This is a genomic window from Citrobacter sp. wls757 (assembly GCF_005280935.1).
Classification (GTDB): Bacteria; Pseudomonadota; Gammaproteobacteria; order Enterobacterales; family Enterobacteriaceae; genus Citrobacter; species Citrobacter portucalensis.
Window position 1 is genome coordinate 298,595 of sequence record NZ_SZWU01000015.1, and the last position, 15,377, is coordinate 313,971.

A 15,377-nucleotide genomic window follows, 5' to 3' on the forward strand; every position below is an offset into this window, starting at 1 on the left:
ACCCCGGTTTGTGTGAGGCGATGACGATAAGCTCGGCGTCAACCGCCTCCGCCAGCTTGAGAATCTGATCCTTCGGCGGGCCGTAAACGACGTGGGTTTGAGTCCTGCCGGCAGGAATATTGAACTGCTTAATAATTTCTTCGAGTTTTTCGCTGGCCTTGGCCTGCAGACCACTTCTGTCCGGAAATTCGGTAGAGTAGGCCAGTCCCAGCGAGGCATAGAACGGAACGGTAGGAATAACGGCTAAAAAGTGGACCTTCGCGGTTTTGGCATGCGCCTGGACCTGCGGCACAACATGACGAGTGAGATCGGCTTCAGAGATATCAATGGGCACCAGAATTGAGCGATACATATTCACTACCTCCTGTTTGTTTTACCTCTACCCTGAGTGTAGCGAAAGTTGTTTCTGTATAATAAGTGACCAGATCAAGGATGTGTGCATCAGTGCGCGTCATTAAGCAGTATGTACTGTAAGCCTATCTTGAATGTATTTCTGAGCAAAACCAAAAGAGATGTCCCCTCGTTAATGCTTGCCATCTCGAAATAGAAAAGGGTGCTTTTTTATATTTTTCATTGTATATTTAATTATATAACGATGGTCGTTAAGGGGGTAATTTCAACAGCGTTATGAACTCCGTAATTTTTTATTCTGACATCATCTTACTTTACAGATGTATAAACTTGGAAAGTGGTTTAAAAATCTGTTTTTAAAGAAAAAACAATAATTACATTTCGTTCTCACTAATTATGCGAGCCTCTTCAAACTTACCCATTTGCTGATTCTCATTTCTCTCCGCGCTTGATGAATATCAATAAATAGCTGCTTTAGTATATTTATTGTCTACCTCTAAAAGGGTATTCGTCTGATGGAATTAAAAGATGAGAAAAATAAATAAAACTATCCTATGGACGATGCTGCTGTGCATTGTTCTTGGTGCAGTTATTGTTTTGGCAGGGCAATGGACATTACATAAAACCTCGAGTACAGAATTCTGTTTGTCTTGCCATACGATGCAGGCACCCTACGAAGAATATACAGGCTCGGTTCACTTCCAGAATCAGAAAGGTATTCGCGCAGAGTGCGCGGACTGTCATATCCCGGAGGGCGGTCTGGATTTTCTGGTGGCTAAGCTGCGGGCCTCAAAAGATGTTTATCATCAGTTCATCACCAAAAAGATCGATACCCCGGAAAAATTTGAAGAACACCGTCTGGAGATGGCGCAAACCGTTTGGGCACAGCTCAAGGCTAATGATTCTGCGACCTGCCGTAGCTGCCACAGTATGGACTCCATGGATCTTGCCGCACAAAGCGCGGATGCTCAGAAGATGCACAAAATGGGCATCGCGGAAAAGCAAACCTGTATTGATTGCCATAAAGGCGTCGCCCATTTCCCACCTGAAATAAAAATGGATGACAGCGCGCTTAAAGGGCTTGAAGCGCAGTCAGCCTCCACCCCAGCTTCAGCAACTGAACTTTATGCTGTAAGCAACACCGCGTTGGGCGATCTGGGAACCGTTTACCCGGCAACTAAAATGCAGGTCCTGAAAACAACGGACAACGCGCGACTGGTCGAGATTCGCGGTAGCCAGATGCAAGGAAGTGAACAGGTTATTTACTACGCAGCAGGGCAGCGTTTGATTCTTGCCAGCCTGAGTGAAAAAGGTCAACAGTCGCTGAAGATCCTCTCCGACTGGAAAAAAGATGACTACGGCAATGCGTGGCGAGATGTCGTGCTACAGGGGGAATGGAGCGGTTCCGCTCTCGCCAGCCGTGAACCAATGTGGGATTACGCGCGCAAACTCGACAATGTGTACTGCGCAGGCTGTCATGCGCCAATTCCGGCGAATCATTTCACGCTCAACGCCTGGCCTTCAGTAGCCAAAGGGATGGGCGCTCGCACCAATATCAGTGAAACCGAACTGGATATCCTGAGCCGTTACTTCCAGTACAACGCTAAAGACATGAATAAATAAGCGATCAATCAGGAGAAATCATGAAACTCACAAGACGTGACTTTATTAAGACGGCTGGCGCGGCAACCGGGACAATGGCGATTTCTTCGGTGATCCCAATGCCAGCCTGGGCCGAAGGCCAGAATGGCGGAGCAATCCTGACGGCAGCACGTTGGGGTGCGGTATACGTGGAAGTAAAAGACGGAAAAGTGGTTTCCTCAAAAGGTGCGTTGCCGAAAACGGTGCCGAACTCATTACAGCAAACCGCGCCAGATCAGGTTCATACCAATATCCGCGTTAAGTATCCGATGGTGCGCAAAAGCTATCTGGAAAATCCGGGTAAAGCGGATGGCAAACGCGGTAACGATCCCTTCGTGCGGGTCAGTTGGGAGCAAGCGCTGAAGCTCATTCATGAACAGCACAGCCGGATCCGCAGCAGCTATGGTCCGGCTTCGATATTTGCCGGTTCTTATGGCTGGCGATCCAGCGGCGTTCTGCATAAGGCGCAAACCTTACTGCAACGCTATATGAGCATGGCCGGTGGCTACGCTGGGCATACCGGAGATTATTCAACCGGTGCCGCGCAGGTGATCATGCCATACGTTGTGGGATCGGTTGAGGTTTATGAGCAGCAAACCACCTGGCCGATGGTGCTTGAGCACAGTCAGGTCGTGGTGCTGTGGGGGATGAACCCGCTCAACACCCTTAAGATTGCCTGGAGCAGCACGGATGAACAAGGGATCGAATACTTTAATCTGCTGAAGAAATCAGGGAAAAGCGTCATCGCCATCGATCCGATGCGTTCTGAAACCATCGAGTTCTTTGGTGATAATGCGACCTGGATTGCGCCACATATGGGGACCGATGTGGCAATGATGTTAGGGATCGCCCATACGCTGGTGAAGAAAAACCTTCACGACAAAGCCTTCCTGGAAAAATACACCACCGGATATCCGCAGTTTGAAGAGTACCTGCTCGGCAAGAGCGATAAAGTAGAGAAAACCGCCGAATGGGCATCTGGCGTGTGTGGCGTGCCTGCTGAGCAACTGGAAAAGCTGGCGGAAATTTTCTCCAGCAACAAAACCATGCTCATGGCAGGTTGGGGGATTCAGCGCCAGCAATACGGTGAGCAAAAACACTGGATGCTGGTGACTCTGGCGGCGATGCTGGGGCAAATTGGTACCGAAGGCGGCGGCTTCGGGTTCTCTTATCACTATTCCAATGGCGGTAACCCAACGCGCATCGGTGGGGTTTTACCGGCGATCTCCGCCAAAATTGAGGGTGGGTCATCGGCAGGTAATGACTGGGCGGTTTCCGATGCGGTGACCAGCCTGCCGGTAGCGCGAATTGTCGAAGCGCTGGAAAACCCAGGCGGCAAATATCAACATAACGGTAAAGAGCAAACCTTCCCGGATATCAAAATGATCTGGTGGGCGGGCGGCGCTAACTTTACCCATCATCAGGATACCAACCGCTTAATCAAAGCCTGGCAGAAGCCTGAACTGGTTGTCATCTCTGAATGCTACTGGACCGCTGCGGCCAAACACGCCGATATCGTTCTGCCAATCACCACCTCGTTTGAGCGTAACGATCTGACCATGACCGGTGATTACAGTAACCAGCATCTGGTACCGATGAAGCAGGTCATTGAGCCGCAGTTTGAAGCGCGTAGTGATTTTGACGTATTTGCCGATCTGGCTGAGATGCTCAAGCCGGGGGGGAAAGCTGTCTACACCGAAGGCAAAGACGAAATGGCGTGGCTGAAGCAGTTCTATGACGTCGCGCAAAAAGCCGCCCGCGCCCAGCGTGTTGCCATGCCTCAGTTCAACGCGTTCTGGCAGCAGAATAAGCTGATCGAAATGCGTGAGAATGAAAAGAATAACAAATATGTGCGCTACGCGGATTTCCGCAGCGATCCGGTGATGAACGCACTCGGAACGCCGAGCGGCAAGATAGAAATCTACTCGAAAACGATTGAAGGCTATCAGTATAAAGACTGTCCGCCGCATGCGTCCTGGATTGAACCGGATGAATGGAAAGGAACTGCGGATAAAGATCAGCTGCAGCTACTGACGGCGCACCCGGCACATCGTCTGCATAGCCAGCTGAACTACGCGTCGCTACGTAAAGAGTACGCGATTGCCAATCGTGAACCGGTGACGATTCATCCGGATGACGCAAAAGCCAGAGGGATTGCCGAGGGCGATCTGGTCCGCGTATGGAATGCTCGTGGACAGGTTCTGGTTGGGGCGCACGTCAGCGACGGCATCAAACCGGGCATCATCTGTATTCATGAAGGCGCATGGCCGGATATTGAAAACGGTATCTGTAAAAATGGCGGCGCGAACGTGCTGACGGCGGATATCCCGACTTCAAGACTGGCGAATGGTTGTGCCGGGAATACCAGCCTGGTATACGCAGAAAAATACACCGGTGAAGCGCCAAAACTCACCGTCTTTGATGAGCCAGCAATTGTCACCATATAATGATGACTGATAAACGGGGGCCGTAAGGCTCCCGTTTTTTATTGCTGTTTGGGCAACGTTTTACTGTTGTTACTCAGCCAGCACTATCACATCTCCCGTTGCCGGGGCGTCAGTTCCCGGTAGCCACAATCGCCCCCACGAACCGGTGCAATGACAGCCGAGCAGTTTTTCGAGTTGTTGTTGCTGAATAAATTGTCGGGTTCGCCATAGCTTAGCGGGGGAGGCGGCGCGTAAATGAAAGCCACCGACCAGGGCATAAATTTTGTTAACCCCGGTGATTTTCTGGCAATAGCGTACGATGTTTTCTATTCCCCGATGCCCGCAACCGGTAATGATGACTAACCCGCGTGCAGATTTATAGATCAATACGCCTTCGTCACTGATGTAATCTGGCTGGAGTGTTTTCTCGCTAATCACGCCATAGGACTGTGGCGTGGGGACACTGATTTCCCCGGACCACAAAAAACGATCGCTGATAGCCAGCGGCTCGCGGGTGTATTCCATTATGAATCGAGAGTAGTTGTTATCACGCGAGAGTTTTTTTATTTTTCGTGGTGTTCCCGCAACCGTAACTGAGGCGTACCGTTCGCAGGCTATTTGGGGATGGCAAATGATACGGCTGTTATCCGCAAGCCATGGCACGCCGCCGCAGTGATCATAATGACCGTGCGACAGCACTACTGCGGTTAATTGGGTCAGGTCTACGCCCATTTGTGCAGCGTTGTGCATGAAGCTGCCATCCGGCCCGGTATCAAACAATATTGTGGTTGTTTCATCCTGAACTAACAGACTTAATCCAGGCTTGGCCAGTATTGATTTTTCTGCGCCAGCAGCGCGTCGGTTTTCAAGCAGCACTGTGAGGGTTAAAGCCATGCCTGACTCCCGTATTAAAACGGCATACTGTAATACATCGCTTTTGAGAGCGCTGTGATCGCAGCGCTCTTTAGCGTTATCCGTTATTCACGCACAATTTTGCCTGCGTTTCCTGCATCGCTGTCATTCCAGCTACCGTGACCATTTGTTTTAATCGTATAGGTGGCATAGCCGACACGGAAGGTCATCGTATCCTTATAGGTATTTACGTCACGCACTTCATTACCATTGACGTAAACGCCGGAATCTTCGACGTGAATATCAACGCTGCGTTGACCATTGGCAAATTTGGCCACGTAATTTCCGCTGAATTTGCCATCAATACCGGCATTATCGTGGTTATCCGTGTTAGTGGTATTTTGCTGTTTTTCACCATGATGATGACGATTCTGCTGGCCGTTACTGTTCTCAATAAAGCCATGATCGCGGTTCCACTGATAGGATTTATTCACATCGCAGCCATTGAGTTCACTCATCTGCGTACAACCTGAACGTTCATACTTTTTCTGCATTGCCGGGGTAATTGCACATGCTGTTGTGGCAGTTGTCAGGCCAAGGACCAGGAGGGTTAGCAGACGTTTATTCATTTTTTACTCACTATCATCATTAAATTTATTTATAGGAATGCGAACTTTTTGACTGTCATGTTTACGACGACGGCAGTCTCCCATTAAATATTAATGAAGCATACCAGGGGGAATCCTAATTTATAATTAGGATGGGGTGGTGAATGCTGTAATACGCAACATAATAAGCTGTTTATTTACTTATTTTATACAATCCGGGTAGAGAGCTAAGATGTATTTACTTTTAGAAGAAGGATTTAATGAATTATTAATATTGACATTAACGATGAAGTGGGACGCGGGCTTGTATATAAACAGGCCCGCGTGGGGAGAGTAGTCCACAATATTCAAACTTCGCGTATTTATGGATGTCGTTGTCAATATAGTTCGTCTTTACCCCTGAGTGGAGATCTGCGCGCGGTGCTGCTCGGCCTGTACCTCATGAGCAAATGAATGGCCGTTGTTTACCGATTGGTGAACAACCATCGCTTTTTCATGTTCATTCATTTGTGAAAATGATTGCGCATTGGTTGATGTTGACGATGAATTATTTGCTTGCGCGGCGTGTGCTTGTGCCATTTGTTGATGTGCAGGAGCGTCGCTGTTATTCATCATTTCATGAGCCATTGCGGCCTGCTGATGCATTTTGGGTGTTTCTGCCGCATTAACGCCAGCTGAAATAAAAAACGCGATAGCTAAAAAAGAGGACATCTTATTCATCATATTTCTCCTGTTTGGGTTTACGGAAGAAAGTATAATTAATAGGGGCTGTCAGTGGCGTGACAGGATTATGACGGTTGTGTCAGACAACAGGTGATGACGGGTATAAGCGTCATCACCATAAATTACATCGCGTGCTTGGGCAGCGTCAGAATAAAGCGAGTGGCATGAGGGTCGGAAGTCACCGAGACTTTTCCTTGATGGGCAGTCACAATTGATTTCACAATCGCCAGACCAATGCCGCTGCCTTCGCCCTTACGCTGTCGTGAAGGGTCCACTCGATAAAAGCGGTCAAAGAGTCGCGGAAGATGTTGCGGGGGAATGGGGTTTCCGGGATTCTCAACGACTATCTGCACCTGGCCATCCGCCTCTTTCACCCGCACGGTTACCGACTCGCCTTTTGGCGTATAGCGCATGGCATTTGACAGCAGATTACTCATTGCCCGGCGTAACATTAATGGGTCGCCTGAAACCCAGCATGCGCGTCCTTCAAACCGTAAACCAACCTCACGCTCTTCAGCCCAGGCTTCGAAAAAGTCGAACACTTTACCGACCTCATCAGCCAGATTGAGCGCTTTTTTTTCTGGGATCAGCTGATTGTTATCCGCCTGCGCCAGAAACAGCATATCACTCACCATCTTCGACATACGGCCAAACTCTTCGAGATTGGAATACAGCACATCTTCCAGCTCTTTTTGGCTGCGGGTCTGGCTGAGCGCAATCTCCGTTTGGGTGACGAGGTTAGTTATTGGCGTGCGGATCTCATGGGCAATATCCGCTGAGAAGTTCGACTGGCGTTTAAATACGTCTTCGATGCGTTCGATCATATGATTAAACGAACTCACCAGTTGTTCCAGTTCAATAGGAACAGCTTGCGGATCGAGGCGTACATCGAGATCTTTCGAGGTGATATTTTGGATGCGACGACTGACGTTACGAATCGGTTCATGACCTTTGTATACGGCGAACAACACGATAAAAACAATCATCATGCTAATCAGCGATGCTGTCATAATCAGCTTGTTTTTCAGATCGTTAATATAGTGCAGATGAAAGTCGATCGATAATGCCAGATACAGCGTATACGCTGGTTTTCCATCGGCAAGTTGTCCTACCGACAGGCGAATCATTCGCCAGTTAGACGATGTTTTCTGTCCGTGAATATGTTTGGAGGTTTGCAGTGTGGGGCCTGAGATAATAAAAACATCGCTGGCATGAGCATTTTTATCGGGCCTTGCACTGGCGATAAACTGCCGGAGATCCGGCGCATTGGGCGAATGGAAAATGGCCTTCTGGTTGCTATCTTCCAGAGAAATAATGACGTTCGAATAACCCGACACCACATTTTTTAGCGTTTCCAGGCGGCGTGATTCTGGCTCGTTGGGTTGGTTAATAATCCTCTCCAGCGTGGCGCTAATCTCTTGTAAATCGTTGATGTCCTGCTCGGCGAAGTGGACTTTCACGGAGTGGATCATTATCCATGCAAAGGCGAAAAATGAAGCAATTGTCGCCAGGCTGATAAAAAAGGTCAGTCGTGTCGCCAGTGAAAAAGGGCGCCGCCATCGTTTACTGGTCATCAGGAACCTCAAGCATATATCCCACACCGCGCACGGTCTGAATCAGTTTCGGCTCAAAATCGTTATCAATTTTGGCGCGCAGACGCTTAACGGCGACGTCGATGGCATTAGTATCGCTGTCAAAATTCATATCCCAGACCTGGGAGGCGATCAGTGAGCGGGGTAAAACTTCCCCCTGATGGCGCAGGAAAAACTCAAGCAGCGTAAACTCTTTGCTGGTCAGGGTGATGCGCGTACCGCTGCGGGTGACTTTCCTGCTGACCAGATCGACCATTAAATCCGCGACCTGAAACTGGCTTTCAACAATCACCGCAGCGCCCCGGCGCAGCAGCGTTCTGACTCGTGCCAGCAGTTCGGCGAAGGCAAACGGTTTAACCAGGTAATCATCAGCACCTAATTCCAGACCTTTAACCCGATGTTCAATGGTACCCAGTGCGGTGAGGAGAAGAATGGGCATTCCTTTGTTGGCGGAACGCAGCATCCGCACGATATCCCAGCCGTTTACATCCGGCAGCATGATGTCGAGTATGAGCAGATCGTAATCGCCGGTCATCGCCAGGTGATACCCGTTCAGGCCGTTATCCGCCAAATCCACAACAAAACCCGCTTCCGTCAGGCCTTTCGTCAGGTATTCACCGGTTTTTTTCTCATCTTCGACTATCAAAACCTTCATCGCATTCTCCTTCTCGCACTGGTTGTGCGGACTGTCAATTCTAGGGAAGCGGGATCGGATAGCAATCTGTTATTGGGTAAATGACAGTTTTGTCATTTTCCTGTCACCGGTTAAACAGAGTCACTTCGTTAAAGTACAAGACTATAAATTCCTACTTATTTTAGGGACATCAGTCCGGTCAGGACGAGAAGAACTATGAGCAAATTTAAGCTTCTTACTCTCAGCGCTATATTCGTGCTCGCTGGTTGTTCATTGGCGCCGGACTATCAGCGCCCGGCCTTGCCGGTGCCACAGCAATTTTCTTTAAGTCAGAATTCCCTGGTGTCGGCTCCTGGTGAATACCAGGACACGGGGTGGCGAACCTTTTTTGTTGACGACCAGGTGAAGGCGTTGATTGGTGAGGCGCTGATCAATAACCGCGATTTACGCATGGCGACGCTGAAGGTTCAGGAAGCGCGAGCGCAGTATGGCGTCACGGACGCTGACCGTTATCCGCAAATCACGGCAGGCTCCAGCGGTACCTACAGCGGTAAATTAAAAGGTGATAGCAGCACCGATCGTGAATTCGAAGCTGGACTCAATCTCAGTTTCGACCTGGATTTCTTTGGGCGGCTTAAAAATATGAGTGAAGCCGAACGGCAGAACTTCTTCGCCAGCGAAGAGGCGCGTCGGGCGGTGCATATCTTATTAATTTCCAACGTGTCGCAAAGCTATTTCAACCAGCGTCTGGCTTACGCGCAGTTGCAAGTTGCCGAAGAAACGCTGCAAAACTATCAGCGCTCTTATGCTTTTGTAGAGAAGCAACTGATAACCGGTAGCACCAACGTACTGGCGTTGGAACAAGCGCGCGGTGTGATTGAAAGTACGCGTAGCGAAATTGCCAAGCGTAAAGGTGAGTTGGCACAGGCCAATAACGCGCTGCAACTGTTGCTGGGTACATACGGGAAATTACCCGATGACCAGGCGCGCAGCCGTGGGGATATTAAACCGGTAACGCTGCCGCCATCGCTTTCGTCGCAAATACTGTTGCAGCGCCCGGATATTATGGAAGCTGAGCACGGATTATTGGCGGCAAATGCCAATATTGGTGCTGCGCGGGCGGCATTTTTTCCGTCGATAACGTTGACCAGTTCCGTGTCCAGTAGCAGTAGCGATCTTTCCAATTTATTTGATGCCTCCAGCGGCATGTGGAATTTTGTCCCCAAAATAGATATTCCAATCTTCAACGCCGGACGTAATCAGTCCAATCTCGACCTGGCAGAAATTCGCCAGCAACAGTCAGTAGTGAATTACGAACAAAAAATTCAGAACGCGTTTAAAGAAGTGGCGGATGCACTGGTGTTACGCCAAAGTATTGCCGATCAAATTAGTGGGCAGCAGCGTTATCTGGATTCATTGCAAATCACACTACAGCGCGCCAGAGCGCTTTATCAGAATGGCGCAGTTAGCTATATCGAAGTATTAGACGCAGAACGTTCTTTATTCGCTACGCGGCAATCGCTGCTCGATCTTAATTACGCCCAACAGGTTAATGAAATTAAACTGTTTGCTGCCTTAGGCGGCGGTTGGGTGGAGTAATCCTTAATATTAACTTTTCAGGAGCATGATGTATGAATACTACCGCCAAAGCCGTACTGTTTAGCCTTTTCTCTGTGGTTATGTTTAACGCCCAGGCCAATGAAAATCAGCATGGAGAGATGATGAATATGCAGCCAGCGGCTCAACAGGAACAACTCATTAGCGCTACCGGGGTGATTGAAGCTGTTGATATGGAGAGTAAAAAAATCACGATTAAGCATGACCCTATTCCAGCGGTGAACTGGCCTGCCATGACGATGCGCTTTACGCTGGTTGCTGATACGAAGGCTGATGATATTAAGCCAGGCGATAAGGTCGCGTTTACGTTTGTTCAGCAGGGAAATCTCTCTGTGTTACGCGATATTCACATCAGTAAATAACGTTCTCGCTGGTCTCTTTTATTCTTGCCCGAGTTTTTTGCGAACGCGGGTGAGACTATCGCGCAATGGAAATCACTATGGCGTCTTTAAATATTAAAAATACCGCGCTTATTCTCGGTAGCATGATTGCCGGCGGGATTATTTCTGTCGGTGTTTATACTTATTATTCATCGGCAAAAATATCGTCTGTAGCCGGGCCAGTTCAGCAAAAAGAAGCCAGAAAAGTGTTGTTCTGGTATGACCCCATGTATCCGAACACGCGCTTTGATAAACCGGGTAAATCGCCGTTTATGGATATGGATCTGATCCCGAAATATGCCGATGAAGAGACCGCGAACGCGTCATCGCCTGGCGTGCGCATCGATCCTACACAGACCCAGAACCTGGGGCTGAAAACAGAGCCAGTGCGTCGTGGACCACTGCACTACGCGCAAACTTTCCCGGCCAACGTTAGTTATAACGAATACCAGTTTGTTATTGTCCAGGCACGCTCTGCGGGCTTTATCGAGAAGGTTTACCCGCTGACCGTGGGGGACAAAATTAAGAAGGGTTCGCCGCTGATCGACCTGACTATTCCTGATTGGGTTGAGGCGCAGAGCGAATATTTATTGCTGCGTGAAACGGGTGGTAGCGCGACGCAGGTGGAAGGGATTCTGGAGAGATTACGTCTGACTGGAATGCCTGAAGCAGATATCCAGCGCTTAAAATCGACGCGTAAAATTCAGACTCGCTTTACCCTGAAAGCGCCTATCGATGGGGTGATCACTGCATTCGATTTGCGTACCGGTATGAACATTTCCAAAGACAATGTGGTCGCGAAAATTCAGGGTATGGACCCGGTATGGGTTAGCGCGTCGGTCCCGGAATCTATCGCCTGGCTGATTAAAGATGCCTCGCAGTTTACCATCACCGTGCCCGCCTGGCCGGATAAGCCTTTCACCATCAGCAAGTGGAGTATCTTACCAAGCGTTGATGCTACCACGCGTACGCTCCAGCTCCGTTTACAGGTCGATAACCCCGACGAGGCGCTCAAGCCCGGGATGAATGCTTACCTGCAACTGAAAACACAAAGCGAGCCAATGCTGCTGATCCCGTCTAAAGCACTGATTGATACGGGTACCGAGCAGCGGGTCATCACCGTTGATAACGAAGGCCGATTTGTGCCGAAACAGGTTGCGGTATTCCATGAATCCCAGGGGCTGACGGCTATCCGCTCCGGCCTGACCGAAGGCGAAAAAGTGGTGTCCAGTGGCCTGTTCCTGATTGATTCCGAAGCGAATATCTCTGGCGCACTGGACCGTATGCGCGCCCAGAACAGTAAGGCGCAAGACGCAGCCGCCATGCCAGCCCAGGCGACCCATTCACACTGAGGACATGATAAATGATTGAATGGATTATCCGTCGTTCGGTGGCAAACCGTTTTCTGGTGATGATGGGGGCGCTGTTTCTTAGCGTCTGGGGAACCTGGACCATCATCAATACGCCGGTTGATGCGCTGCCCGATCTCTCTGATGTTCAGGTGATCGTCAAAACCAGTTATCCGGGGCAGGCGCCGCAACTTGTTGAAAATCAGGTGACCTACCCGCTGACCACCACCATGCTGTCGGTACCGGGTGCGAAAACCGTGCGCGGTTTCTCGCAGTTTGGTGATTCCTACGTGTACGTCATTTTCGAAGATGGTACCGATCCTTACTGGGCGCGCTCGCGCGTACTGGAGTATCTCAACCAGGTTCAGGGAAAATTACCGGCTGGCGTTAGCGCGGAAATGGGACCGGACGCCACGGGCGTCGGCTGGATATTTGAGTACGCGCTGGTGGATCGCAGTGGGAAACATGATCTGGCGGAATTACGCTCTCTTCAGGACTGGTTTTTAAAGTATGAGTTAAAAACGATTCCTAACGTGGCGGAGGTCGCTTCGGTAGGCGGCGTGGTTAAACAGTATCAGGTCGTTATCGATCCGATGAAGCTGACGCAATATGGCATCAGCCTGGCGGATGTGAAATCGGCGCTGGATACGTCGAATCAGGAAGCGGGCGGCTCATCTGTTGAGATGGCTGAAGCGGAATATATGGTCCGCGCCAGTGGATATCTGCAAACGCTCGATGATTTCAATAACATCGTCCTGAAAACAGGGGCCGACGGTGTACCTGTTTACCTGCGCGATGTGGCGCGCGTACAGATTGGACCGGAAATGCGCCGTGGGATCGCCGAACTGAATGGCGAAGGCGAAGTCGCGGGCGGGGTGGTTATCCTGCGTTCCGGTAAAAATGCGCGTGAGGTGATCTCTGCCGTTAAAGCCAAACTCGACACGCTGAAAAGCAGCCTGCCGGAAGGCGTAGAGGTAGTTACAACATACGATCGCAGTCAGCTCATCGATCGCGCCATTGATAACCTCAGCTACAAGCTGCTGGAAGAGTTTATCGTCGTGGCGCTGGTGTGCGCACTGTTCCTGTGGCATCTGCGTTCGGCGCTGGTGGCGATTATTTCCCTGCCGCTGGGGCTGTGTATCGCGTTTATCGTGATGCATTTCCAGGGTTTGAACGCCAACATCATGTCGCTAGGGGGAATTGCCATTGCCGTCGGGGCGATGGTTGATGCCGCAATCGTGATGATTGAAAACGCCCATAAGCGGCTGGAAGAGTGGGGGCATCAGCATCCGAATGAAAAGCTCGATAACGCAACGCGCTGGAAGGTTATTACTGACGCCTCGGTAGAAGTCGGCCCGGCATTGTTCATCAGCCTGTTGATCATCACGTTGTCGTTTATCCCCATTTTCACGCTTGAGGGGCAAGAAGGGCGACTGTTTGGCCCGCTGGCGTTCACCAAAACGTATGCCATGGCAGGGGCGGCATTTCTGGCGATTGTGGTTATTCCGATCCTGATGGGATTCTGGATCCGTGGAAAAATACCGGCCGAAAGTAGCAACCCGCTTAACCGTTTTCTGATCCGTATTTACCATCCGTTGTTGCTGAAGGTGTTGCACTGGCCCAAGACCACCATTCTGGTGGCGGTGCTTTCAATACTGACGGTTGTCTACCCGCTGAATAAAGTCGGTGGTGAATTCCTGCCGCAGATTAACGAAGGCGATCTGCTGTATATGCCTTCGACATTGCCGGGGATCTCAGCGGCGCAGGCAGCGGATATGCTGCAGAAAACCGACAAGCTGATCATGACCGTTCCGGAAGTGGCGCGCGTGTTTGGTAAAACCGGTAAGGCAGAAACCGCAACAGACTCCGCGCCGCTGGAAATGGTTGAAACGACGATCCAACTGAAGCCGCAGGACCAGTGGCGTCCGGGGATGACGATGGACAAAATCATCGCCGAGCTGGACAAAACCGTACGCTTGCCGGGGCTGGCGAATCTGTGGGTTCCGCCGATTCGTAACCGTATCGACATGCTCTCTACGGGGATCAAAAGCCCAATTGGCATTAAGGTGTCGGGTAATGTTCTGGCAGATATCGACGCCACGGCGGAGCAAATTGAAGAGGTGGCCAGAACCGTGCCGGGTGTCTCTTCGGCGCTGGCCGAGCGTCTGGTGGGCGGACGCTATCTCAACGTAGATATTAATCGTGAAAAAGCGGCCCGGTACGGCATGACCGTAGGTGCTGTGCAGCTGTTTGTCACTTCAGCAGTAGGAGGGGCAATGGTGGGCGAAACGGTGGAAGGGATTGCACGCTATCCTATCAACCTGCGCTATGCGCAGAGCTATCGTGATAGCCCGGAAGCATTGCGTAATCTGCCGATTCTGACGCCCATGAAACAGCAAATTACGCTGGCGGATGTCGCCGATGTGACGGTGGTTTCGGGGCCTTCGATGCTGAAAACCGAAGATGCGCGACCAACCAGTTGGATTTACATCGACGCCCGAGATCGTGACATGGTCTCAGTGGTGAACGATCTGAAAAAGGCTATTGCTGAAAAGGTCCAGTTAAAGCCTGGGACCAGCGTGGCGTTTTCGGGGCAATTCGAGCTGCTTGAGCGCGCCAGCCATAAGCTCAAGTTGATGGTGCCAATGACGCTGATGATTATCTTCGTCTTGCTTTATCTGGCCTTCCGTCGCTTTGGCGAAGCGCTGCTGATTATCACCAGTGTGCCTTTTGCGCTGGTGGGCGGCATCTGGTTCCTTTACTGGATGGGTTTCCATATGTCGGTCGCAACCGGAACCGGATTTATCGCCCTGGCAGGTGTTGCTGCGGAGTTTGGCGTGGTGATGCTGATGTACTTGCGCCACGCTATTGAAGCCGAACCCGCGCTGGAAAATCCGCAAACCTTTACGGCGGACAAGCTGGATGAAGCGTTATATCACGGTGCCGTGCTGCGCGTGCGGCCAAAAGCGATGACCGTGGCGGTGATTATCGCGGGTCTGTTACCTATCTTGTGGGGGACGGGAGCTGGCTCAGAAGTCATGAGCCGCATCGCCGCGCCGATGATTGGCGGCATGATCACCGCGCCATTGCTGTCGCTATTCATTATTCCGGCTGCGTATAAGCTGATGTGGCTGCACAGACACCGCGGTCAAAAATAATGCTCTAAAGCGCGCGCCTGCATTCGGATTTGTTGCCGAAGCAGGC

The 15,377-nt window shown here is 50.6% G+C and carries 12 protein-coding genes; 6 read left to right on the forward strand and 6 right to left on the reverse strand.

The genetic code is table 11. From position 1 onward, the window contains the following. A partial coding sequence (uspF, locus tag FDW94_RS03245; protein ID WP_249358276.1) for a universal stress protein UspF occupies positions 1 to 352 on the reverse strand: 352 nt, incomplete at its 3' end. A 527-nt stretch (positions 353 to 879) separates the two neighbouring features. Here uspF and FDW94_RS03250 point away from each other — a divergent pair. Both FDW94_RS03250 and FDW94_RS03255 read left to right on the forward strand, forming a co-directional pair. Next, complete coding sequence (locus FDW94_RS03250) at positions 880 to 1,974, forward strand: NapC/NirT family cytochrome c (protein WP_008784017.1); 1,095 nt, start codon at positions 880 to 882, stop codon at positions 1,972 to 1,974. Between the two features lie 20 nt (positions 1,975 to 1,994). Continuing rightward, positions 1,995 to 4,439 carry a trimethylamine-N-oxide reductase 2 gene (locus tag FDW94_RS03255; RefSeq protein ID WP_137377124.1) on the forward strand — a complete coding sequence of 815 codons (2,445 nt, stop codon included), beginning with the start codon at positions 1,995 to 1,997 and terminating at the stop codon, positions 4,437 to 4,439. A 69-nt stretch (positions 4,440 to 4,508) separates the two neighbouring features. Here FDW94_RS03255 and FDW94_RS03260 read toward each other — a convergent pair whose 3' ends face one another. The 5 genes from FDW94_RS03260 to cusR form a co-directional block, all read right to left on the reverse strand. Further along, the gene (locus FDW94_RS03260; RefSeq protein ID WP_137377125.1) at positions 4,509 to 5,312 is read right to left on the reverse strand and encodes an MBL fold metallo-hydrolase; all 804 of its coding nucleotides are present in this window, start codon (positions 5,310 to 5,312) and stop codon (positions 4,509 to 4,511) included. Positions 5,313 to 5,395: 83 nt separating this feature from the next. Continuing rightward, entirely contained in the window at positions 5,396 to 5,899 is a 504-nt protein-coding gene (locus FDW94_RS03265) for a hypothetical protein (RefSeq protein WP_008784020.1), read from the reverse strand. Between the two features lie 372 nt (positions 5,900 to 6,271). Further along, on the reverse strand, positions 6,272 to 6,598 hold the full coding sequence (locus FDW94_RS03270; protein WP_020996562.1) for a hypothetical protein: 327 nt from the start codon (positions 6,596 to 6,598) through the stop codon (positions 6,272 to 6,274). A gap of 125 nt (positions 6,599 to 6,723) precedes the next feature. After that, positions 6,724 to 8,175, reverse strand: coding sequence for a Cu(+)/Ag(+) sensor histidine kinase (locus FDW94_RS03275; RefSeq protein WP_137377126.1), 1,452 nt, complete (start codon positions 8,173 to 8,175; stop codon positions 6,724 to 6,726). After that, positions 8,165 to 8,848: a copper response regulator transcription factor CusR gene (cusR, locus tag FDW94_RS03280; RefSeq protein ID WP_003831137.1), complete on the reverse strand. Its 684-nt coding sequence runs from the start codon at positions 8,846 to 8,848 to the stop codon at positions 8,165 to 8,167. The genes FDW94_RS03275 and cusR overlap by 11 nt, the downstream gene beginning before the upstream one ends. Positions 8,849 to 9,043: 195 nt before the next feature. On the opposite strand from cusR, the gene FDW94_RS03285 reads away from it, so the two are divergent. The 4 genes from FDW94_RS03285 to FDW94_RS03300 all read left to right on the forward strand — a co-directional run bounded on the left by FDW94_RS03285 (position 9,044) and on the right by FDW94_RS03300 (position 15,331). Then, positions 9,044 to 10,426: an efflux transporter outer membrane subunit gene (locus tag FDW94_RS03285; protein ID WP_137377127.1), complete on the forward strand. Its 1,383-nt coding sequence runs from the start codon at positions 9,044 to 9,046 to the stop codon at positions 10,424 to 10,426. A gap of 32 nt (positions 10,427 to 10,458) precedes the next feature. After that, on the forward strand, positions 10,459 to 10,806 hold the full coding sequence (gene cusF, locus FDW94_RS03290; protein ID WP_008784023.1) for a cation efflux system protein CusF: 348 nt from the start codon (positions 10,459 to 10,461) through the stop codon (positions 10,804 to 10,806). A gap of 77 nt (positions 10,807 to 10,883) precedes the next feature. Then, positions 10,884 to 12,176 (forward strand): efflux RND transporter periplasmic adaptor subunit, encoded by a 1,293-nt coding sequence (locus tag FDW94_RS03295; protein WP_137377128.1) that lies wholly within the window; start codon positions 10,884 to 10,886, stop codon positions 12,174 to 12,176. Positions 12,177 to 12,187: 11 nt separating this feature from the next. Beyond that, complete coding sequence (locus FDW94_RS03300) at positions 12,188 to 15,331, forward strand: CusA/CzcA family heavy metal efflux RND transporter (protein WP_137377129.1); 3,144 nt, start codon at positions 12,188 to 12,190, stop codon at positions 15,329 to 15,331. Positions 15,332 to 15,377 lie beyond the last annotated feature (46 nt).